Source organism: Campylobacteraceae bacterium (genome assembly GCA_013215945.1).
In the GTDB taxonomy this organism is placed as follows: Bacteria; Campylobacterota; Campylobacteria; order Campylobacterales; family Arcobacteraceae; genus NORP36.
Genome location: JABSOM010000003.1, coordinates 21,202 through 43,194, shown reverse-complemented (window position 1 = coordinate 43,194; position 21,993 = coordinate 21,202). Strand labels below are relative to the sequence as shown.

Here is a 21,993-nt window from a genome sequence, read left to right as displayed (position 1 = left end):
TTATTCTTCTATCTTTAAAAAGAAGAAATTATTATTAGTAATCGTGGAGAGTGGTTCTGACTTTGTTGAAGCCGAGCGTTTATTTTGTATTTCGGAAAAAACTGAGGACTGTATGACCGTTAAGAAAGGTGCTTTAATGCACGTTTTAGGGAGTTCCGCAAGTTAGAAATACAAAATGATAAGTGAGGGGAGCTGCAAGCCTTCAACAACCGTCAGTTGCTTCTTTGTTTCTTTCTTGCAATCAAGAAAGAAAAAGAACGAATGCGCTAGCTTTCACGAGCTCTTAAATATAAATAATAATTTAATATTATGACATCAACTGTGCCAGATTTTATGTATGGAGTGATAAGCTAAATTCATACTCTTTTTTGTAAACTATATTATAAAGAGTTTAATAAGTCTTTTTTCTCATCTTTTGATAAAAAACAAATATCAAAAGCATTTTGTTTTAAAGTAAGAATATCTTTGTCATCTAAACCAACAATACTTTGTGCTATTTCAAATTCATGTTTAATCTCTATACCTTCAACCGCTGGATCATCTGTATTTAAACATACCTTTAAACCTTTGTTTAAAAATGTTTTAATAGGATGGTTTTTAATACTATCAATAGTTCCCGTTTGATAATTTGACGTAATACAGGATTCAATGGCTATATTTTTCTCTAACATATAATCCATAAGAGCTTCATCACTAGCACAAGCTACGCCATGACCTATTCGTGTAGCTTTTAACTCATCTATTGCTTGATACATACTTTGCACACCTCCAGCTTCTCCTGCATGAACAGTGATATGCAAACCGGCCTCTTGTACTTGTTTAAAATGTTCTACAAATAGAGAGCCAGGGAAATTATATTCATCCCCTGCTAAATCAATAGCAGTGATATTATTCTTAAAAGCTAAAAGTGCATCTAATTCAAGCTGACACTTCTTTACTCCAAAAGTACGACTCAAAATTCCAATAAGTTTAATTTTAATTTTAAAATCTTTTAAACCTACTTGAATACCATCAATAATCGCTTCCACTACATCTTGAACATCCAAGTTATGATTCATTGCCATATAATAAGGAGAGAACCTTAGTTCTGCATAGTTTAACCCTGCATTAAACGCGTCTTCCACATTTTCATAAGCAATTTGTTTTACATCATCTAACGAAGATAAAACAGCAACTCCCCAATCAAGTTTTTTCAAAAATGCCATTAAATCAGCTTCTTGGTTTTGTATTTGTACATAAGGTATAAAATCTTCTAAAGTACTTGTGGGCAGTTTAATATTGTTTTTTTGTGCCAGTTGCCAAATTGTTTTTGGTCTAATATTTCCATCTAAGTGTCTGTGTAAATCCATTAAAGGAAGGGGGGTATTTTTCATTGTATTTCTTTTTGTTAAGTATAACGTAATTAGCTAATGTTAGAAAGGAAGCAGATATTTCTACTTCCTTAAGAAATCTATTTCGTATCTGCTTTGAAGCTTTTAATAGAATGTAAATCTTTTGGTAAAATCATTACTTCTTCATTATTGGCTTTTTTATGTTCTACATATTTTACAAAACTAAGGGCATAATCTAAATAAGTATCTACTCCCTTACCTCTTTTATCTTGTACTGTTTTAAAAGTAGTATATCCATCTTTTCCACCTGCGGTATATGAGTTTGTAACAATGGTATACATTTTATCTTTTATTAATTCTCCCCAAATTTGAGTTTTTCTATTAAGAATTTCTAAATTTGAAACAGTATTATTAATATCTTTACTCATATCAACATCATATTTTAAGGCATAAGAGTATGGGAATGATCCCGTTGATCCTCCTGTTTTAACATTTGCGATAGCATCCTCTAATACTTGTTTAATCTCACTACCTGTCATTTGAATTTCAAACAAAGTATTTGAAAAAGGTAAAAGAGAATATGCATCTCCCATAGAAATATCACCTTTCATAATAGGTGTTCTTACCCCTCCTGCATTTTGAATACAAGCATCGGCTAATTTACTTAAATCATAAAAAGATTTAGCAACAATTGCTGCAATATCACTTCCTAAAGGAAGAGTATTTCTTTTATCATACGTATCCCCTGGAATTCTACTATGACCTATTTCTTCACCAGCACTACCAATAACAATAGTTTTTTTCTCATTTACCTTGTCTTCATATTCTTTTACAATTTTTAAGGCTTCTTTGTTCTCTTCTACAATATCAATGTTTGAAGCGGCCGTAAGAATCTTTAAGATTTTTGTTTTTTCATCTTCACTTACTTCTACTTTTTTACCGTCTTTGTTTTTTCTTTTAAAAACATCTCCCGCTAGAATTTTAGGCTGTCCTGTACAATATAAAACATCCCCAGCTTTATCAAATACAACATCTAAATCTCCTAATAAGTGAGCATATTCCCAAGCTTGAACCACACACACTTGTTTATTATCTTTTGACGTAACAAGAGTAGGATAATCATTTGAAGTGCTTTTTAAGCCAAGATTTGAAAAATCACCTAAGAGTGAATGAGAGTCTCCCCCTACTATAATATCAACGCCACTTAAAGCTGCTGCCATTTTTAAATCATTTTTGTATCCTTGATGGGATAAAACAATAATTTTATTAATACCCAAGGCTTTTAATTCATTAATATATTTTTGAGCTGTTTTTGTTTCGTCTGAAAATTTAATCTCATCACTGGGGTTAGAAGATTTAATTGTTTTGCCAACTATATCAATTCCAATAATTCCAATTTTTTCTTTTCCCACTGTTTTAATAACATAAGGAGACCATTTTCCTTCAAGTATATTTCCTTTATCAGGAACAACATTAGCAGCAAGCATTGTAATATCATCGTCTAATAAATCAAGAAAATCAGCCAGTGCTTTATCTCCATCATCAAATTCATGATTTCCTAAAGCATAAGCATCCCATGAAATTAAATTTAAAGCTTTTGCATCTGCTTTTCCTTTAAACAAAGAATAAAACAATGTTCCTTGAAAAGTATCTCCTGCATTTAATATTAAAGAGTTTGGTTTTTTAGCTTTTAATTTTTTTAACTGGTTTACCATTCTTGCATATCCACCAATTTGCATATAGGTTTTAACCCCATCTACTTTTAATTTCATTCGTTCACTTGATATATGTGAGTGAATATCATTTACGTGAAATACAGAGAGTTTAAAGGCTTCAGCATTATTTGCACTAACAACACTGGCACCTAAAATCAAACTTAACATTATCTTTGAATACATATTTTTCATCTTCATTCCTAAGTATTTATAAAAGTTTAAGAGAATATCTCATATATCTCTTGGACATTTGGTTTTACACTTCCAATTTTAATAGCTGCTAAAACTCTTTGTTTCGCTTCAAGATAAGCATTTTCATCTTTTGCATGAATTATTAGAAGTACAGAATCTTTTTCCACAATTTCTCCTAAAGCAATAACATTTTCTAATCCTACACTGTGATCAATCATATCACTTGAACGAATTCTTCCTCCACCTAAACCAACAACACTCATTCCAAGTGCTATAGTATCAATTGCTGCAATTATTCCTGCTTTTGGCGCATACACCGCTTTAACAAAATTGGCTTTTTGTAAATATTTATCGGGATTATCACAAAAATCAACAGGTCCACCCAAAGCATGAGTCATTTTTGCAAAGATTTCTAAAGCATGACCTGAAGATAAAACTTTTTCTAATTTACCTCGCGCTTCTTTTTCATCTTTTGCAAGCTTTGAATTAATAAGAGCATGTGTACATAGAACCATAGTAACTTCATGCAAACGGGGATTTTTATTCGTATTTTTTAAATAAGCAACAGCTTCTTTAACTTCTAGGGCATTTCCTGCATTGTAAGCCAAACACTGATTCATATCTGTTAAAATTGAGACGGTTTTTACCCCTGCCTTATTGGCAATTTGCGATATGCTTTGAGCAAGTTCTTTTGAGAGCTCATAAGTAGGCATAAATGCACCACTTCCAACTTTTACATCCATCACAAGTGTATCTAAACCTTCAGCAAGTTTTTTTGCCAAAATAGATGCACTAATCATGGGTACACTTTCAACCGTAGCAGTAACATCTCTAATTGAATAAATTCTTTTATCCGCAGGCGCAAGTGAGCTTGTTTGTCCAATAATAGCAACACCAATATCTTTTACAATATTTTTAAATAAAGAATCTTTTGGAAGAACATTATAATTGGGAATACTTTCTAATTTATCTAAGGTACCACCTGTATGACCAAGTCCACGTCCTGAAATCATTGGAACATAAGCGCCACAAGCAGCAAGTAAGGGGCCAAGCATTAGTGATACAACATCACCTACTCCACCTGTTGAGTGTTTATCAACAATGGGACCATTTAAATCCCATGTCAATGTATTTCCAGAATTTTTCATAGCAAGAGTCAGATTTGTTTTCTCATCCAAATTCATGCCGTTAAAATAAACAGCCATAGCAAAAGCACTTATATGTTCATTTGCTACACTGCCATCGCTTACACCTTTAATAAATTCATTGATTTCATCTTTAGACAAAAGCAAATTATCACGTTTCTTTTTAATAAACTCTTGAGGTATAAACATTTATTTTCCTTATCCTATAAAAATCCCTGCAATTGATGCACTCATTAAGTTAGATAGTGTTCCACCCAATACTGCAATAAGTCCAAATTTAGCAATTTCTTGTCTTCTTTCTGGTATTAAAGCTCCAAGGCCACCTAATAAAATAGCAATAGAAGCAATATTTGCAAAACCACATAAAGCAAAACTTAAAATAGCAATTGTTTTAGATGATAATTCAACCATACCACTTTCTGCTATATTAGCAGGGAAATACCGAATCAAATCCCCATAAGCAACAAATTCATTAATCATAACTTTTTGACCTAAAATTCCACCAGCTATTGAAGCTTCTTCCCAAGGAACACCAATCAACCAAGCAACAGGTGCTAATAAATAACCAAAAATAGATGTTAAAGATAAAACAGGAAGACTTGTTCCTAATACAGAATTAATTCCTTCTCCAATTAAACCTAAAAATCCATTCAATAATGCAATTAAAGCAATAACAGCGATAAGCATAGCTGCAATATTAATAGCTAAAGTCATACCATTGGATGAACCTTCAGCAGCTGCATCTAGAATATTTACATTCTTTGATTTCATATCAAGATCTGTTGGCTCATGAGGTATTTGGGTTTCAGGAACTAAGATTTTAGCAAATAATAATCCACCAGGTGCTGCCATAAAAGAAGCTGCAATTAAGTACTCCATAGGAACACCCATTTGTGCATACCCAGCTAAAACGGCCCCAGCTACAGATGCAAGACCCCCAACCATTACGGCAAAGAGTTCAGAAGGTGTCATTTTAAGTAAATAAGGTTTAACCAATAAGGGAGCTTCTGTTTGTCCTACAAAAATATTTGCAGCAGCTGCCATAGATTCGGTTTTTGATGTACCTAATAGTTTTTGCAAAGCCCCACCAATAGTTTTGATAAAAATTTGCATAATTCCTAAATAATACAAAACAGAAATAAAAGCTGCAAAAAAGATTACAAATGCCAAAACATTAACCGCAAAAATAAAGCCCAGTTTAAATGTAGCTAAGGGTCCAAGTACAAATACAATACCGTCATTTGCAAAAGATAAAACCCAGTTTACCCCATTTGACATTACTTGTAATACACCTTTTCCAAAGGGCAATAATAATACAAATGCCCCAATTGATAGTTGCAAAGCAAATGCACCTATTACTGTTCTTTTATTAATTGCACCTCTGTTTTTTGAAAATAAAAACGCAACCAATAGTAAAAATACGATTCCTAATATTCCAATCATAAAATAACTCCTTAATGTTTATATATTAAAGCAAATAAAAGATACAAAATATAAATTAACACTCTTTTTTCCAAGCACTAATTCAAGTTTTCTATTTTATTCTACTTTAAAGATTTTCTGGCCCAAATGAGTAGCTTAGAAGTTCATCTAACTTAAAACTTTTTTGGTGCCCTTTGTTACTATGGCAAATATGTATTAGTGTATCTTTATCACAAAACTCTCGTATACGTTGTCTACAAGCCCCACAAGGTGTAACAAGCAAGTCTGATTTTCCAACAACTACTATATCTTTAATAAGTCTTCCCCCATTAACAATCATGTTTCCAATGGCTTGTTCCTCGGCACAAGAGCCAGAGGGGTAAGCAGCATTTTCTACATTACAACCAATGTGAATATTATTATTTTCATCAAGAATAGCAGAGCCAACATTGAACTTACTATAAGGTGCATAAGCATTTTTATAAGCAAGAATTGCTTTTTGAATAAGTGTGTCTAATTGTTTATTTTCCATAAATAAAATATTAGCCGAACTTGCTTAACTTAAGCTTTGATTTTATATCTAAATACTATACTACGCCTTTAGATTAAAAGGAAATACATGAAAAATTTATCACAATACATTGACCATACATTACTCGCACCAAGCGCCACTGTATCGGATATAGAGACTTTGTGCCAAGAGGCAAAAGAATATAATTTTTTTAGTGTTTGCATCAATTCTTCTTATGTTAAAGAAGCTTCAATTTTTTTAGAAAATTCTGCTGTAAAAGTTTGTACTGTAGTTGGTTTTCCTCTAGGAGCTTGTACTAAAGAGACAAAAGCATATGAAGCAAAAACAGCCATCAAAAATGGTGCGCAAGAAATAGATATGGTAATTAATATTGGTTTTTTAAAAGCAAAAGAATATAATAAAGTAAAAGAAGATATTGCCCTGGTTCAAGAAGCTTGTAAAGGTCTTACTTTAAAAGTAATTTTTGAAACAGCATTAATCACAAAAGATGAATTAAAAAAAGTTTCATTAATATGTAAAGACTTAGGCGTTACTTTTATTAAAACCTCTACAGGTTTTTCAACAAGAGGCGCAAGTATTGAAGATATACAAATTATGAAAGAATGTGTTCAAGATGAAGTACTCATAAAAGCATCTGGGGGAATTAGAGATTATGACAAAGCCCTAGCAATGATTGAAGCTGGTGCATCAAGATTAGGTGTTAGTGCTGGAATTGCTATTGTAAATGGCTCAAAAGATAATGGGAAAGAGTATTAAATGAAACGTGTTATTTGGTTAGTAATGGACTCTTTTGGTATTGGAAATGCCAAGGATGCTAACGCTTTTGGAGATGAAGGATCGGATACATTTGGTCATATTGCAAATGAATTTACTTTAGATATTCCTAATTTAACCTCTTTGGGTTTATTAAAAGCCTACGAAACAAACAATAATAAAACACTTAAATTAAAAAATACCAACAAAGAAGTAAAACATTGTTTTTATGGAGCCGCACAAGAATTATCAATTGGAAAAGATACTTTATCGGGACATTGGGAAATGGCAGGGGTTCTAATTGATTTTGAAATGCAATTTTATCCAAAAACTGTTCCTGCTTTTTCTGCCGAACTTATGAATGAAATCATAGAGAAAGGTAATATTAAAGGCATGTTAGCAAACAGACATGCAAGTGGAATTGAAGTTATTGATACTTTTGCTCTTGAACATGTTAAAAGCAATAAACCTATCTTTTATACCAGTGCTGATTCTGTTATTCAAATAGCAGCCCACGAAGAAAGTTTTGGGTTAGATAATCTTTATGCCTTGTGTGAAATTGTAAGAAAAATTACCAATTCACATGGTATTGGAAGAGTAATTGCAAGGCCATTTACTGGAAATGAAAAAGAAGGTTTTAAAAGAACTAAAAACAGAAAAGATTATTCTTTAAGACCCAGTGGAAAATCGGTTCTTGAAACTGCTGTTCTTAATAATAAAGAAGTAATTGGCATTGGAAAAATATATGATATCTTTTGTGGGCATGGAATTTCTAAAAAAGCTTTAGCTTATGGTTTAGAAGGTTTGGCAGATGAAACACTAAAACAAATGAAAAACTTAAAAAAAGACGGTATTATTTATACTAATTTTGTTGATTTTGATATGGAATGGGGGCATAGACGAGATACAAAAGGATATGCTTCTGGTTTAGAGTATTTTGATACAAGACTTAAAGAAATAATTGAAGCCCTAGAAGAAGAAGATTTATTAATAATTACAGCCGATCATGGTTGTGATCCTACCTTTAAAGGAACAGACCATACAAGGGAAAATGTACCTGTATTTGGAATGTTAAAAAGCAAAAACCTTCAAAATATTGGTATTAGAAGTACTTTTGCAGATATGAGTACTAGTATTGCTCAACACTTAAATATTAAAGCCACTCCTTTAGGTAAATCTTTTTTATAAAATAAAGACATAAATTTATGTCTTTATTTATTTTTTATAAAGACTCTAAAGCAACCTTAATCATATCATTAAACGTTGTTTGTCGCTCTTTTGCAGATGTCGCTTCTTTTGTAACTAAATGATCTGAGATACTTAATAAACAAGCAGCTTGTTTACCTGTAGCTTTTGCATTAACAAATAATCCAGTAGATTCCATCTCAACACATTTAGCACCCGTATCTTTAATAGTATCTTCTAAAGACCTGCTTGAATAAAACACATCAGATGAATGTGTTCTTGTTTTATGCAAAGTAATATTTAATGTTTGGGCACTTGTTTCTAGTTTTTCATTTATTTTTTCACTTGGGTAAGCTAAATGACTTGCTTCATTAAGCACTAATTTAGAAAAAGTATCCGAATCACTATAAGCTTCAGTAACTAAAACAACATCATAAAGCTTCAAATCTTCGCTATAAGCTCCAGCAGATCCGATTCGAATAATAGTATCAACATCATAAAATTTAAATAATTCGTATGAATAAATACCAATTGAGGGCACTCCCATTCCAGAACCACAAACAGAAACTCTTTTTCCATTATAGTTTCCTGTATACATCAACATATTTCTTATTGTATTAACTTCTTTTACATCACTTAAAAAAGTGTCTGCTATATATTTTGCTCTTAATGGATCACCAGGCATTAAAACCGTTTTTGCAAACTCATCTTTATTTGCTTGTATATGTGGTGTCATTTTATATCCTTAATTTCTTTTGTAAAGCGTACAATACTCAAAATCCACTTATGAAAGGATTAATAAAAAAATAGCTTTTGAGAAGTATAGGCATAAAAAAAGGGAAGAACAGATGTTCTTCCCTTTTTAGAATCTTCTTATTCTAGTATCTAGAGTAAGCAGCTTCTGTAACGTTTTGAGTGTTAACAATATATGGAACAAGTGCCATATGTCTAGCTCTTTTGATTGCAGTTTCAACCATTTCTTGTGCATTTTTAGAGTTTCCAGTAAGTCTTCTAGGCATAATTTTACCTCTTTCACTCATTGAAATCTTTAATAAATCAGTGTTTTTATAATCAATGAAAGTAATTTTCATCTCAGTATATTTACAATATTTTCTTCCGTATTTTCTTTTTTCAGCCATTTAAATTTCCTATCCTAAAAAGGTATTTCATCTTCATCAATGTTAATTTCTGGAATTCTTTGCTCTGGCGCTTGAGGCTTAGCATAAGAATTTCCACCGCTTTGTTGTTGCCCATAATTATTTTGAGAAGGAGCATTGTATTGATTTTGTTGCTGTTGTTGAGGAGCTTGATTGTAACCTTGATTACCACCTTGCTCTCCTAATGCAGCTGAATCAGCTTTAGAATCTAACATAGTCATGTTATCCACTCGTAAAGAGTGTTTACTTCGATTAGACCCATCTTGTGCTGTCCATTGTTCAAGAACCAAACGTCCTTCTAATAAAACTTTTGAACCTTTTCGTATATATTGATTCGCAACTTCAGCAGTTCGACCAAAAATATTAAAATCTAAGAAACAAGATTCCTCTTTTTTTTGTCCATCTTGAGTTTTATAACTGTGTGAAGTAGCAATTGAGCTTTTAGCAACTGCTGCCCCTGATGGCAAATATCTTAGTTCAATATCTCTGGTTAATCTTCCAACCATAATTGTTTTGTTATACATACTTAAGTCCTAGTTTAAAAATTATTTAGCAGCTTTTTTAAGAGCAACTTCACACATATTATTATATGCACCCATTTCTCTGTTATTTTCATATTTAATGAAAATAAAACGAATGATATTTTCATTGATTCTGTAATTTCTTTCTAACTCTAAAATAGCTTCAGTAGGTGCTTTAAAATATGCAATATAATAATGCCCTCTTTTATGTTTGTCTATTTCGTATGCTAAAGGTCTTGAACCCATATCATCACAAGCAACAATCTCACCACCATTTTTCTCAATGTTAGTTTTCACTAACTCAATTTGTGCTACAGTTTCTTCATCAGAAAGTGTAGGCTTCACAATAAACATAGTTTCGTAATGTCTAATTCTTGACATTTAATCTCCTCGTAGTATTAGCCGATATCTATAAAAACATCAGCAAGGTTTAGATAAGTGGTGATTTTAGCGAAATAAAACTGAAAACTTTCTAAGAGAAGCTTGTAAATACAAATTTGGCTCTTTAACTTTAGAAGATTTAAACTCTAATTCCAGGTTTAATAAAAAATCAAACATCTCTAAGTACTGCTCTGGCTTGATTCTAATAGCAAGTTTGCTTTTTTTCTCCCAAATGTTTTTAGGAGGTGAAAAACCTAAAATTTCTTTTGCATCAGGTGTTCCTATCGTTCTGGCATAAGCACAAATCATAAAAAGCTGTTGAACAAAAGCAGTTATTTGATTAATTAAATAAACTTCATTGATACCTTCATCTAATAAATAATACAAATCTTTAGCAATACTTTTACTGTCCAATAAATTGTGTAAAAAATCTTCTAAAGAAATAGTACTTATTCCAAAACAGTGATTATCTATCACTTTAGTAGAAATGGATTCTTGTAAAATACTTAGTTTGTTTAAATCATTAATACATAAACTCAAATCATTTTTATGCATAAAGTATAAGTGGGATAAAGAAGCATTATCAATATTCATATTTTTAGCTTTAGAATAATCAAGAAGAATTTTCAAGGCTTCATTTACAAAAGGAGTAAAAAAGCGAATAACTACCGCTTCTTGTGATTTTTCAAGTTTTTTAGAAAAAGCATTGGCCATTGTTTTAAATTCAACATCCCCAATACAAGCAAAAATTACAGTAGAGTCCTTGTTTTGTTTACAAGCAGCGATTAATTCATCCACTTCTTTTTTAAGAAGTTTTTTTTCACGTTTGATAATAATTATATTTTTTGAAGAAAATAATGAATTTTGTAGAAGTGAATTTTTGACATCTTTAAAATTATAATCATCGAAATAAACTTTTTCTACCTCAGCATCACTGCCAAAAGTTTCAGCAATTTTTTGCGCATATGCTTCTACCATATAAGAAGATTGCCCATAAAACATATAAGCATTAAACGTTTTATTTTGCCGTAAAAGATTATCAAATTCGTTTTTATACATGCAGTAATGGTATCCTAAATAAAATTAAGCAAAGCAAAAATAATCTAAAAGCTTAGTATTTAATGGAAGCAATTATTTTTGTACTTACTAAATCTACCTCTTTTATAATAACTTTTATTTTTGAAAAAAGTTTTGCCCCTTTATAATTATCCAAAGATACTCTAAGGCCTGGCATATCATTGGATAATTTAGCCAAACATTTATCTTCATTTACAATAACTGCTTTGCATTCACGTCCTATGTTTTTATTAGCCCATCTTGCGTATTTTCGTGCTTCTAAGTTCCAAACAACTACATCAACCAAACGCTCTTCATTGGAAATATAATCACATATATCATCAATATTAGCAGGAACTTGTTTGGTTTTTAACATTCTGTGTAAAACCAAATCAGAGTACCTTCTAATAGGAGATGTAAAGTGAGAATAAGATAAAAAACCCAAACCAAAATGCCCTAGGTTTTTTGATGAATATTTTGCTTGTGTTTGAGCTTGAATAATTAACTCATCTACATCTGCACGTATACTTGAGTCATAAGCAAGTTTTTGAATTTTTAGAATCGTATCATGAACAGAAGAACCCATTTTTGCTTTTATCCCCAAAATATTTACATCATCAATTAATTTTGATATATCTTTAAAAGAGGGTTCTTCATGTATTCTATAAATTGCAATATTAGCTACTTTTTTACTGGCTTCAATATTTGCTAACAACATGCATTCTTCAACCAACTGATGAGAAGCGGTTGATTCTTCTGTAATAATTTGTTCTAATTCTTGTTTATCATTTAGTTTAAGTCTGTTTTCAACGGTTCTAAAATCATAACCCTTTTTTAATCTTCGCTCCCTGATGATTTTAGTAAGTTCATATAAAGGGGTAATGTAAGACAGAATATTCTTTTCACACTCATTGTTACTTCTGTTTTTTCCTTCTAAAAATGCATCTATATCTTCATAAGCAAATTTCTTTTGAGATTTAATAATGGCTTCAAAAACTTCCGATTTGGTAACAGCATAATTATTATCCAAAAATATTTTAAATACATAAGCATAACGATTAACACCCTCAACTAAAGAACATAACTCCTCAGATAAAGCAAAAGGTAACATAGGTAAAACTTTATTAGGCAAATACATAGAAACCGCTTTTTTTGAAGCCGCTTTGTCTATTACACTTCCTTCTTTAACAAAATAAGACACATCAGCAATAGCAACATACAAAATATTCTTATCTTTATCATAAAATATAGCATCATCGTGATCTTTTGCACTGCTAGGATCAATAGTACAAAAAGCAAGAGAAGTTAAATCTTTTCTTTTTTCATCGTCTTTCATTTCAACATTAACCTCAAGTTCAAAATTGGCTCTGTGAATTTGTTTGTATATATATAAAGACAATGTTTCATCAATTTTTGCGTCTTTGATATTTCCTAAATGTTTTTTAACATCAAAGGTTTTTGAATCCAATAATAAAACATCAAAATTTTTATAGGCTTTGCATACTTTTTGTATATTTTTATGAGATAAAAGAATTTGTTCTTTTATACTTATTAGTTTATTATCATTCACATAAACTAAAATATCATTTTCATTTTTACTTAGAACTTCAATAATACTTGCTTTGAATTTATTTCTGGGATTAAAGATACGTTTTACTAAAACCAAATCTTGGTCATAAGCACCATTTAATTTAGTAATATCTAATTTAATATTTTTTAAATCACTTTGCAGATCTTGCAAAAGTGCAAAATTTTTATCTACTTTTAATACCCCAATTCTGTATTTAGAGTTCATTACAAAATGATCTTCTTTTTTTAGAAGTATTTCACTGCTAAGATATTTTTCAATTATTATTTTCTCTTCTTTTGAAAAAGTTTTTTCTTGATTTAGAATTTTTGTAAACAGTGCTTTTAGCATGAGTATCCTTCTTTAGTTAGATGAATACTAGCTAAAAACAAATAAAAACACAGCTCATATTTTATTATATATTAAGTCTATCTATATGTAAAAGCCCATTAAAAGGACTTTTATTTTTTCTTAACCCATAAATTAGCTTTTATTTGATAAAATAGCGCAAATTTAAAAAGTAGAGGGATATACATGAAATTAAATGTTTTTTATGACAAGGATTGTAATATTGAGCTAATCAAAGCAAAAAAAGTTGCAATGATTGGTTTTGGATCACAAGGACACGCACACGCAGAAAACTTAAGAGATTCTGGAGTTGAAGTTGTTGTTGGATTAAGAAAAAGTGGAGCTTCTTGGGCTAAAGCACAAGCTAAAGGTTTTGATGTTAAAACTGTAGCAGAAGCTACTGCTGTTGCTGATGTTGTTATGATTTTATTACCAGATGAAAATCAAGCAGACATTTATACAAATGAAATTGAGCAAAATCTTAAAGATGGTGCTTATGTAGCATTTGGTCATGGTTTTAATATTCATTATGGAAGAGTAGCTCCTAAAGCAAATATCAATGTAATGATGATTGCTCCTAAAGCTCCAGGTCATACTGTAAGATCTGAATTTGTTAAAGGTGGAGGAATTCCAGATTTAATTGCAATTGAACAAGATCCTACAGGAGATACTAAAGCTATTGCATTATCTTATGCTTGTGCTATTGGTGGTGGAAGAACTGCAATTATTGAAACTTCTTTTAAAGATGAAACAGAAACAGATTTATTCGGAGAACAAGCTGTATTATGTGGCGGAATGGTATCTCTTATTCAAGCTGGTTTTGAAACATTAACAGATGCTGGATATGCTCCTGAATTAGCATATTTTGAGTGTTTACATGAAGTTAAATTAATTGTTGATTTAATGTTTGAAGGTGGAATCGCTGATATGAGATATTCAATTTCTAATACTGCTGAGTATGGAGATTATGTATCTGGTAAAAGAGTTATTAATGCAGAATCTAAAGCAGCTATGAGAGAAATTTTAGATGAAATTCAAGATGGTCGATTTGCAAAAGACTTCATCTTAGAAGGTCAATCTGGATACCCAAGAATGAATGCTGAACGTGCAAACGCAAAAGCTTCTTTAATTGAGAGAACGGGTGCTGATTTAAGAGAAATGATGCCATGGATTAAAGCAAATAAAATTGTTGATATGGATAAAAACTAGAAAGTAAGGGTCTTCCCTTACTTTTTATAGCTTCATGCCTAAAAGAAAATACTCAAAAAAGAAAAGAAAACCTACTAAGAAAAAAATAAAAATACTTAATTTAATTTTATTAATGGTTTTTATTTCAATTACAGCAAGCATCATTGCATATACTATTTTATTACAAAAAACAAATATAACTACACAAACAAATAGCAATACAAAACATATAAATACTCAATTACAAGATAAAAAAGAACTGGAACAATATAGACAAGAACGATTAGAAAAATACCAGCAGCAATTACAATTAAATACTATTCTAAATACGGAAGAAATTTCTGATAATAATATAATAAAAGAAATAAAAGAAAAACTCAAAAACAATCAAACAACAGGTTTTGTTACAATTGAAGAAAAAGATTACCTTACAGTAATAAAAAAAGAAAATTTAATAAAAAAGGAAAAACCTCAATTAGTGATTATAATTGATGATGTATCTTCTTCTTTTCAAGTTAAAGATATTTTGGCATTAAATCACCATATAACAATGAGTTTTTTACCTCCAACAGCTGCACATGCGAATTCAGCCCTTATTGCAAAACCTTTAGATTTTTTTATGATTCATATTCCTTTAGAAGCAAAAAGTACTTTTAAATTTCAAGAAAAAGATACCTTAAATATGAATGATTCTTATGAAACCATAGAAAACTATATTCAAAAAATACGGCAATGGTATCCCAAAGGTTTATATATTAACAATCATACAGGAAGTCAATTTACTGCAAATGATGTGGCTATGGATAAGTTATACAAAGCTTTGAAAAAACATCATTTTATTTTTGTTGATAGTAGAACTACCTCTAAGAGTTTGGCTAAAAAATACTCACTTAAATACCAAATGCCCTTTATTGCTAGAAACATCTTTTTAGACAATGAACAAAACTTTTCTTACATTCAAAATCAATTAAAAAAAGCAATTAACATAGCTAAAAGAAAGGGTTCGGCTATTGCTATTGGCCATCCTTATCCAATTACGATAAAAGTACTCAAAGAATCAGAACACTTATTTAAAGATATAGAGCTTGTTTATTTAAATGAATCCCTTAAAAAATGATTTTATTTTAACACTAAGCCTCTATCAAGCTTTCATTTTAATTGCAATATTATATATCTAAAGCTTTTATCCCTTCTTTAATAATAAAATAATCTTAGCTTCTAGAATTAATACTCATGAAAGAATACAGAGATAAAGTTATTTATAAGTTATTTTCATTATTTTACCTGCTATTCTATCCCTATATTTGTTTTTTCTATTATATTAAATAATTTAAAAAATATTTAATATTTTTTAACATTAAGATGGGAAACTAGATATTTAATTTCTATTTAAAATATTTTAACTGACAATATATTTAGAAAATAATTTTTTTTCTAAAATAATTAAAAATACCATCAAATAAATATTAAACCAAAAAAACACACTATTTAATTATGTTTAGATATAAACATTAATTATTTACTTGCATAAATTTATTATATAATTTATCCTAAAATAGGAAGTAAACTTTTATTATAGGAGAAAAATCTAATTATGTTTAAATCAAAACTATTCATAAAAGCTATGTTTATTGTTTGTAATATGATTATTATTTTTACTTTAGCCATTTATTTTTTTGCTATTCCAAAAGTTGAAGACAGTTTCCAAAACTTAGAAGAATCGCATGCAAAAGAAACACTCAACAAAGTAGTTCTATTAGTTAAGAACGTGCAAAAAAATTTATTAGATTTTGAACAACGGACATATACACAGCATAAAAATGAATTGAAACTCTTAACAGAAACCATCTATTCTTTAGTAGAAAATAAATATGAGCAATCAAAAGAAAAAAACATTGCAAACTCATTGGAAAAAAAAGCGCTTGAGTTTAATGAAAACTTGCAAAGATTTTACCTAAAAAATAAAAATATAATGAGTGAGGAAGAATTAAAAAAAGCACTCATCAATTATATTAATATTTATAGATACAGTGAAGGAACAGGTTATTTTGTTCTTACTGATTTAGAAGGAAATATAATTTCACACCCCATTCTTACAAAATTTAATAATAAAAAAAATCAAAACCAAAGAACCCCCAAAGGAACATTTATTATTCAGTCATTAATTAAACAAGCAAAAGATACAGGAAAAGGAATACTGAATTATGAATGGCCTAATCCAAAATCACTAAAAAATGAGAAAAAAATTGCATATTCTTTTATATTTAAACCCTATAATTGGATGATAATGACAGGAGAATATTATGATGTACTTAAACTACGTTTACAAAAAGAAGTTTTTACACTGATTTCAAAAATGCGTTATGGGGATAATAGTTATTTTTTTATTTCTAACTACAAAAATGTCATGGTTTCCCATCCCTATTATCAAGGAAGGGATTTTACGAATATACTTGATAAAGATGCCAATTTAATTATTCCTTTAATTGTTGAACAAACTAGAAAATATGGGGATAGTTTTACTTCATACTACTGGTCAAAAGATAAACACTATGAAAATCCCTTAAAAAAATTTACCTATTCAAAAGATTTTCCAAAATGGGAAATTATTATATCCACGGGTTTTTATATTGATGAAGTACAAAAAGAGTTAAAAATAAAAAAAGCTGCCATGATGGAGCAGTTACGTGAAATTATTGTCAAAACCAAACTTGGGAAAACAGGTTATTTATATATTTTTAATAAAGCAGGGAAAATGCTTATTCACCCCAATTCAAATCTTCATGGTAATGAAAATTTTTATAAATTAAAAACACCTTCTGGCTATAATATTTACGATGAATTGGTAAATGCTTCTACAAAAAAAGAAAATGTTTATGCCTATAAATGGGATAAACCCGAAGATAAAAATCAATATATTTATGACAAAAAATCTTGGGTTGAATATATACCTGAACTGGATTGGTATATTGGATCATCTGTATATATAGATGAGTTTAAAGCTTCAGCAAATGAAGTTATTGAGTATATTTTAAAAATTGCTTTTATAGTATTACTTCTTAGTTTAGCTTACAGTTTATTGTTTTTTAGAAATCTATTACAACCTATTAGTGTTTTATCAAAATTAATAATAAACGTATCAAAAGGTGATTATTCAAAAAGAGCTCCCAATACAAATAGAAAAGATGAAATTGGAATTTTAAGTATAGAGTTTAATGAGATGCTTAATACCATAGAAAATAAAAACCTTGAACTAGAAGATTCTAATAATGAATTGGAAGAAACAATAAATAACTTGAAAAAAACACAAGACAGATTAGTTGAAGCAGAAAAAATGGCAAGTTTAAAAGTATTAGTATCAGGTGTTGCACATGAAATAAATACTCCTGTAGGTGTTGGACTAACAGCCATAACACATTTACGTGATCTTTGCGATCAAATCTCAATATCCTATAACAAGGATTTGATGTCAAAAGAGGACTTTGAAGAATATTTAAAAACATCTAAGGAGTTATCAACTCTTATTGAAGTAAATCTTAATAAAACAGCCAAACTTATTAGAAGTTTCAAACAAATCGAAGCCGATCAAAATGAAGATGAAAGAAGAGAATTTAATTTAAAAGAGTACTGTGACGAAGTTCTTATTAGTATTAACAGTATTGTTGCACAAACGTCTATATCTCTAAGCATTGATTGTCCCGACAATATTGTAATTAATTCTTATCCTGGAGCATTTTCCCATATTATGTCAAACCTTATAACCAACTCAATTAGACATGGTTTTAAAGAACATGAAAAAGGAAAGATTCATTTTGCAATTACCTTAAAAGAAACCTATGTGCAGATACTTTACCACGATAATGGAAAAGGAATTCCTAAAGAAAATTTCCAAAAGGTTTTTGATCCTTTTTTTACTACCAATAGAAAAGAAGGCGGCTCAGGACTTGGATTAAATATCATTTACAATATAGTAAAAAAAGGTTTAAATGGGAACATTACATGTGAGCCATGTGAAAAAGGAGTTCTGTTTAAAATAATTATTCCTCTATAAAGATAAAAAAACCTTTACTAATTTATAACTTTCTTGATATAATAATATTAAAAGTTATCCCATGAAACATTTAACTCAAGATATAAAAGAATTCTCTGTCCTTAAAAAATACCCCTCTCCTATTTATTATATTGGAAACACAGCTTTACTTAAAAACAGAAAAATATCTATAGTAGGTTCAAGAAGGCCATCTTCTTACACACAAGCCTTAACTTATGAATTAAGCTCAAAACTATCTCAAAGAGGTATTACAATTGTTTCAGGAGCTGCTATGGGAGTTGATAGTCTTGCGCATAATGCCACCTATGATTTTAATACCATTGCTGTTATGGCAAATGCTTTGAATATTAGATATCCAAGTGTAAATTCTTCTTTGATTAAACATATAGAAAAAAAAGGTTTGTGTTTATCTGCTTATCCTAAAGATGAAAAAGCAAGAGCCTATACTTTTGTGCAAAGAAATGAATGGGTTGTTGCGCTGGGAGAAGTATTAATTATTACACAAGCTGAATTAAACTCAGGCAGTTTACGCTCTTTCGAGTTTGCACAAAAACAAAATAAAAAAGTCTTTGTTTTAGCCCACCGAATTGGAGAAAGTTTAGGAACACAAGATTTGATTATACAAAATAAAGCAGAAGTAATTTATGATATTGATGACTTCGTTAATAGATATAAAATAGAAGAAGAAAATAAGGATGAAATTCTTTTATTTTGCAAATATGGGATAAACATGCAACTAGCACTTGAGAAATTTGGGAATAAAATATATGAATATGAACTTGAAGGTAAAATCTACAGTAAAAATGGCATTATTTATCCGAAATAAACAAGCCTAAGCTTGTTTATTTGTAAAAAATCTAAGTAAAAAATATCCTAATATTCCGGATGCAAACGAACCAATTAAAACAGCTAATTTATCAGTATATGCAAACATAGTATCATCTGGAAAAGCAAGTGAGTTTACAAATAAACTCATGGTAAAACCAATTCCTGTTAATACAGCAACCGCATACAGCTGTTTAAAATTAGCTCCCTCTGGTAAAGAAGCCCATTTTAGCTTAATTGCTATATAGGAGAATACAAATACACCAATTTGTTTTCCAAAAAATAATCCCAACATAATTCCTAAAGGAACAGGGTTTAATACTTGTTCAAAAGAAATACCTCGTAAATCAATTCCTGCGTTAACAAAAGCAAATAAAGGAAGAATAAAAAATGCAACCCAGTAATGTAAACTATGCTCCATATCTTTTAACATTGAAAAATGTTCACCATTTTCTTTTCTTGAGACTATAGGAATAGTAAATGCTAAAGCCACACCTGCTAAAGTAGCATGTACTCCTGATTTTAGTACAGATATCCATAAAATTACACCAATAATAATAAATGCAGCTGGTTTAATTACATTTAATTTATTCATTATAATTAATACAACAATACATACAGCTGCAACAATAATAGATAAGGTTGATAAATCTGCCGTATAAAATAAAGCAATAATAATTATAGCGCCCAAGTCATCAAGAATAGCCAGTGCCATTAAAAATATTTTTAAACTTAATGGCACTCTTTTTCCAAGCATTGCAAGTATTCCTAAAGCAAAAGCGATATCAGTAGCCGTTGGAATTGCCCATCCTCTCATAGCAACATCATCTCCAATATTAAAATACACATATACTAAAGCAGGTACCAACATACCTCCAACAGCAGCAAATGCAGGAAGCGCTACTTGTTTAAGAGTAGATAAATGACCTTCTAATACTTCTCTTTTAACTTCTAAACCAATTAAAAAAAAGAAAATAGCCATAAGGCCATCATTGATCCATAAAATAAGCGGTTTAGCGATTTGCAAAGCACCAAACTTTATTTCAACAGGGGTATGTAAAAAAGCATCGTATAAGGATGAAAAATCTGTGTTCTTTAGAATCAAAGCAAAAATAGTTACAAATATTAATAAAATTCCTGCCGAAGATTCTTTTTTAATAAATTCATCTAAAAAATTCATGATAATCCTTAATAAATAAGTATTTTTAGAAATACTTATTTCAAATATAAAATAGCAAACATGAGTTAACTATTAAATAATTATAATACAAAAATTTATTTAATGAAAGGCTTACGAGAAAAAAAGCTCAAACGCTTAAGAAGAATGTCTTAATTGGTAAGTAATATCACCAGCACCTACGCCAATAACTAAACCTTCTTCATAAGATTTGATTGTTTTACCATCTTTGATTATTTCTAAGCTACAATCTTTGGCAAGAACTTTATCCGCAAAAATAGGATTATAAGCAGCAAATTCTTTTTCAAAATCAATATCAATTATTTGCTCCCCAGGAATTGTCCAAATAGGAAGAATAATTAATTCATCACAACGTTTAAAACATTTTTTAAAACCTTCTAAGTTATCATAGGTTCTTGAATATTTATGAGGTTGCCAAATAACGACTCTTTTATTAAGGTTTTTTAAATTATCGTATAATTCAACTGATTTCATAGTCGCTTCAATTTCTGTAGGATGGTGAGCATAATCATCAATTAAAACAAAGTGTTCACATTTTTGTAATACATCAAAACGTTTTTTAATGCCTTTGTAACTTTTAAGATTTTCTCTTATTGTTTCTACATCAATTTCATTAAGCGCAGCCATAATAGCAAGTGAAGTATCAATAGCAATATGATATCCAAAACCCCAAACTTCAAAATAACCATACTCTTTTAATTCAAATTTTGTATACGGTTCATCTTCTTTTAAAATATAAGAAATATTTTTAATATCAATACTTGGGTATAAGTTTGTTGCATCTTTTATTTCTAAGGCTTTAATATATTCATCTTCTGCATTTAAAACTTTTATTTTTCCTAAAGAAATAAATTTTTTATAAGAATCAAAAAATTTATCATAATCATAGTTATAATATTCCATATGCTCAGGTTCAGCATTGGTTACGATTGAACAGTAAGGATTTGATAATAAAAAACTGGCATCGCTTTCATCTGCTTCAAAAACAACCAAATCATCCACATATCTAAAGTTTGAACCAAAATCTTTCGAAATGGCTCCTATAAGAGCAGAAGAATTTAAAATAGAAGATAAGATAGCTGTTGTAGTTGATTTACCGTGAGCTCCCGCAACACAATAGTTCTTTTTATCCCCCAATATTAAAGGAAGGGCTTCTTTTCTTGAGAGTGTTCTAATTTGTCTAATTCTTGATTCAATTAATTCAGGATTTTCATCACTTACAGCAGCAGAATAAATTACAATATCAGGATTGTGAATATTTTTTGCACGTTGAGGAAAGAATACTTCTATTCCTTCTTTTATTAATTCTTTCGTAATAGGTGAATCTTTCATATCAGAACCACAAACGCTATGCCCATTATGATGCAAAAAACGCGCAAGTGCAGAAAGACCAATTCCACCTATTCCTATAAAATGTATTTTCATA

Annotated in this window: 19 protein-coding genes; 6 read left to right on the top strand and 13 right to left on the bottom strand. The window is 29.8% G+C overall.

The window, feature by feature from the left end; all coding sequences use genetic code 11:
• Positions 1-380: 380 nt before the first annotated feature.
• From add to cdd, 5 genes are all read right to left on the bottom strand, one after another.
• Positions 381-1,373 carry an adenosine deaminase gene (gene add, locus HRT41_03770; protein NQY23123.1) on the bottom strand — a complete coding sequence of 331 codons (993 nt, stop codon included), beginning with the start codon at positions 1,371-1,373 and terminating at the stop codon, positions 381-383.
• Between the two features lie 77 nt (positions 1,374-1,450).
• The gene (nadN, locus tag HRT41_03765) at positions 1,451-3,238 is read right to left on the bottom strand and encodes an NAD nucleotidase (GenBank protein NQY23122.1); all 1,788 of its coding nucleotides are present in this window, start codon (positions 3,236-3,238) and stop codon (positions 1,451-1,453) included.
• Between the two features lie 26 nt (positions 3,239-3,264).
• Positions 3,265-4,572, bottom strand: a complete 1,308-nt coding sequence (gene deoA, locus HRT41_03760; GenBank protein ID NQY23121.1) for a thymidine phosphorylase — start codon at positions 4,570-4,572, stop codon at positions 3,265-3,267.
• 9 nt (positions 4,573-4,581) lie between these two features.
• Entirely contained in the window at positions 4,582-5,826 is a 1,245-nt protein-coding gene (locus HRT41_03755; protein NQY23120.1) for a NupC/NupG family nucleoside CNT transporter, read from the bottom strand.
• A 106-nt stretch (positions 5,827-5,932) separates the two neighbouring features.
• Positions 5,933-6,337: a cytidine deaminase gene (cdd, locus tag HRT41_03750; protein NQY23119.1), complete on the bottom strand. Its 405-nt coding sequence runs from the start codon at positions 6,335-6,337 to the stop codon at positions 5,933-5,935.
• Positions 6,338-6,424: 87 nt separating this feature from the next.
• Here cdd and deoC point away from each other — a divergent pair, with 87 nt between their 5' ends.
• Both deoC and HRT41_03740 read left to right on the top strand, forming a co-directional pair.
• Positions 6,425-7,093 carry a deoxyribose-phosphate aldolase gene (gene deoC / locus HRT41_03745; GenBank protein ID NQY23118.1) on the top strand — a complete coding sequence of 223 codons (669 nt, stop codon included), beginning with the start codon at positions 6,425-6,427 and terminating at the stop codon, positions 7,091-7,093.
• A complete protein-coding gene (locus HRT41_03740; GenBank protein NQY23117.1) occupies positions 7,094-8,278 on the top strand; it encodes a phosphopentomutase in 1,185 nt (394 codons plus the stop codon).
• 34 nt (positions 8,279-8,312) lie between these two features.
• On the opposite strand, the gene deoD is transcribed toward HRT41_03740, so the two are convergent.
• From deoD to HRT41_03710, 6 genes are all read right to left on the bottom strand, one after another.
• The gene (gene deoD, locus HRT41_03735) at positions 8,313-9,011 is read right to left on the bottom strand and encodes a purine-nucleoside phosphorylase (protein ID NQY23116.1); all 699 of its coding nucleotides are present in this window, start codon (positions 9,009-9,011) and stop codon (positions 8,313-8,315) included.
• A 142-nt stretch (positions 9,012-9,153) separates the two neighbouring features.
• Positions 9,154-9,414 carry a 30S ribosomal protein S18 gene (gene rpsR / locus HRT41_03730; GenBank protein NQY23115.1) on the bottom strand — a complete coding sequence of 87 codons (261 nt, stop codon included), beginning with the start codon at positions 9,412-9,414 and terminating at the stop codon, positions 9,154-9,156.
• Positions 9,415-9,428: 14 nt separating this feature from the next.
• Positions 9,429-9,956 (bottom strand): single-stranded DNA-binding protein, encoded by a 528-nt coding sequence (locus HRT41_03725; protein NQY23114.1) that lies wholly within the window; start codon positions 9,954-9,956, stop codon positions 9,429-9,431.
• A 21-nt stretch (positions 9,957-9,977) separates the two neighbouring features.
• Positions 9,978-10,334 carry a 30S ribosomal protein S6 gene (locus HRT41_03720; protein ID NQY23113.1) on the bottom strand — a complete coding sequence of 119 codons (357 nt, stop codon included), beginning with the start codon at positions 10,332-10,334 and terminating at the stop codon, positions 9,978-9,980.
• Between the two features lie 66 nt (positions 10,335-10,400).
• Positions 10,401-11,393 (bottom strand): DNA polymerase III subunit delta, encoded by a 993-nt coding sequence (locus HRT41_03715; GenBank protein NQY23112.1) that lies wholly within the window; start codon positions 11,391-11,393, stop codon positions 10,401-10,403.
• Between the two features lie 52 nt (positions 11,394-11,445).
• Positions 11,446-13,308 carry a VacB/RNase II family 3'-5' exoribonuclease gene (locus tag HRT41_03710; protein ID NQY23111.1) on the bottom strand — a complete coding sequence of 621 codons (1,863 nt, stop codon included), beginning with the start codon at positions 13,306-13,308 and terminating at the stop codon, positions 11,446-11,448.
• A gap of 183 nt (positions 13,309-13,491) precedes the next feature.
• Between HRT41_03710 and ilvC the strand changes: the two genes are divergently transcribed.
• The 4 genes from ilvC to HRT41_03690 all read left to right on the top strand — a co-directional run bounded on the left by ilvC (position 13,492) and on the right by HRT41_03690 (position 19,370).
• Positions 13,492-14,514 (top strand): ketol-acid reductoisomerase, encoded by a 1,023-nt coding sequence (ilvC, locus tag HRT41_03705; GenBank protein ID NQY23110.1) that lies wholly within the window; start codon positions 13,492-13,494, stop codon positions 14,512-14,514.
• A gap of 34 nt (positions 14,515-14,548) precedes the next feature.
• On the top strand, positions 14,549-15,610 hold the full coding sequence (locus tag HRT41_03700) for a divergent polysaccharide deacetylase family protein (GenBank protein ID NQY23109.1): 1,062 nt from the start codon (positions 14,549-14,551) through the stop codon (positions 15,608-15,610).
• A 477-nt stretch (positions 15,611-16,087) separates the two neighbouring features.
• Positions 16,088-18,544 (top strand): cache domain-containing protein, encoded by a 2,457-nt coding sequence (locus tag HRT41_03695; GenBank protein ID NQY23108.1) that lies wholly within the window; start codon positions 16,088-16,090, stop codon positions 18,542-18,544.
• A 61-nt stretch (positions 18,545-18,605) separates the two neighbouring features.
• Entirely contained in the window at positions 18,606-19,370 is a 765-nt protein-coding gene (locus HRT41_03690; protein ID NQY23107.1) for a DNA-protecting protein DprA, read from the top strand.
• Between the two features lie 6 nt (positions 19,371-19,376).
• Here the strand turns inward: HRT41_03690 and nhaA are convergent, their stop codons facing one another.
• Together nhaA and HRT41_03680 are read right to left on the bottom strand one after the other, a co-directional pair.
• On the bottom strand, positions 19,377-20,549 hold the full coding sequence (nhaA, locus tag HRT41_03685) for a Na+/H+ antiporter NhaA (protein NQY23106.1): 1,173 nt from the start codon (positions 20,547-20,549) through the stop codon (positions 19,377-19,379).
• Positions 20,550-20,684: 135 nt separating this feature from the next.
• Positions 20,685-21,992, bottom strand: a complete 1,308-nt coding sequence (locus HRT41_03680) for a UDP-N-acetylmuramate--L-alanine ligase (protein ID NQY23105.1) — start codon at positions 21,990-21,992, stop codon at positions 20,685-20,687.
• Position 21,993: the final 1 nt, after the last annotated feature.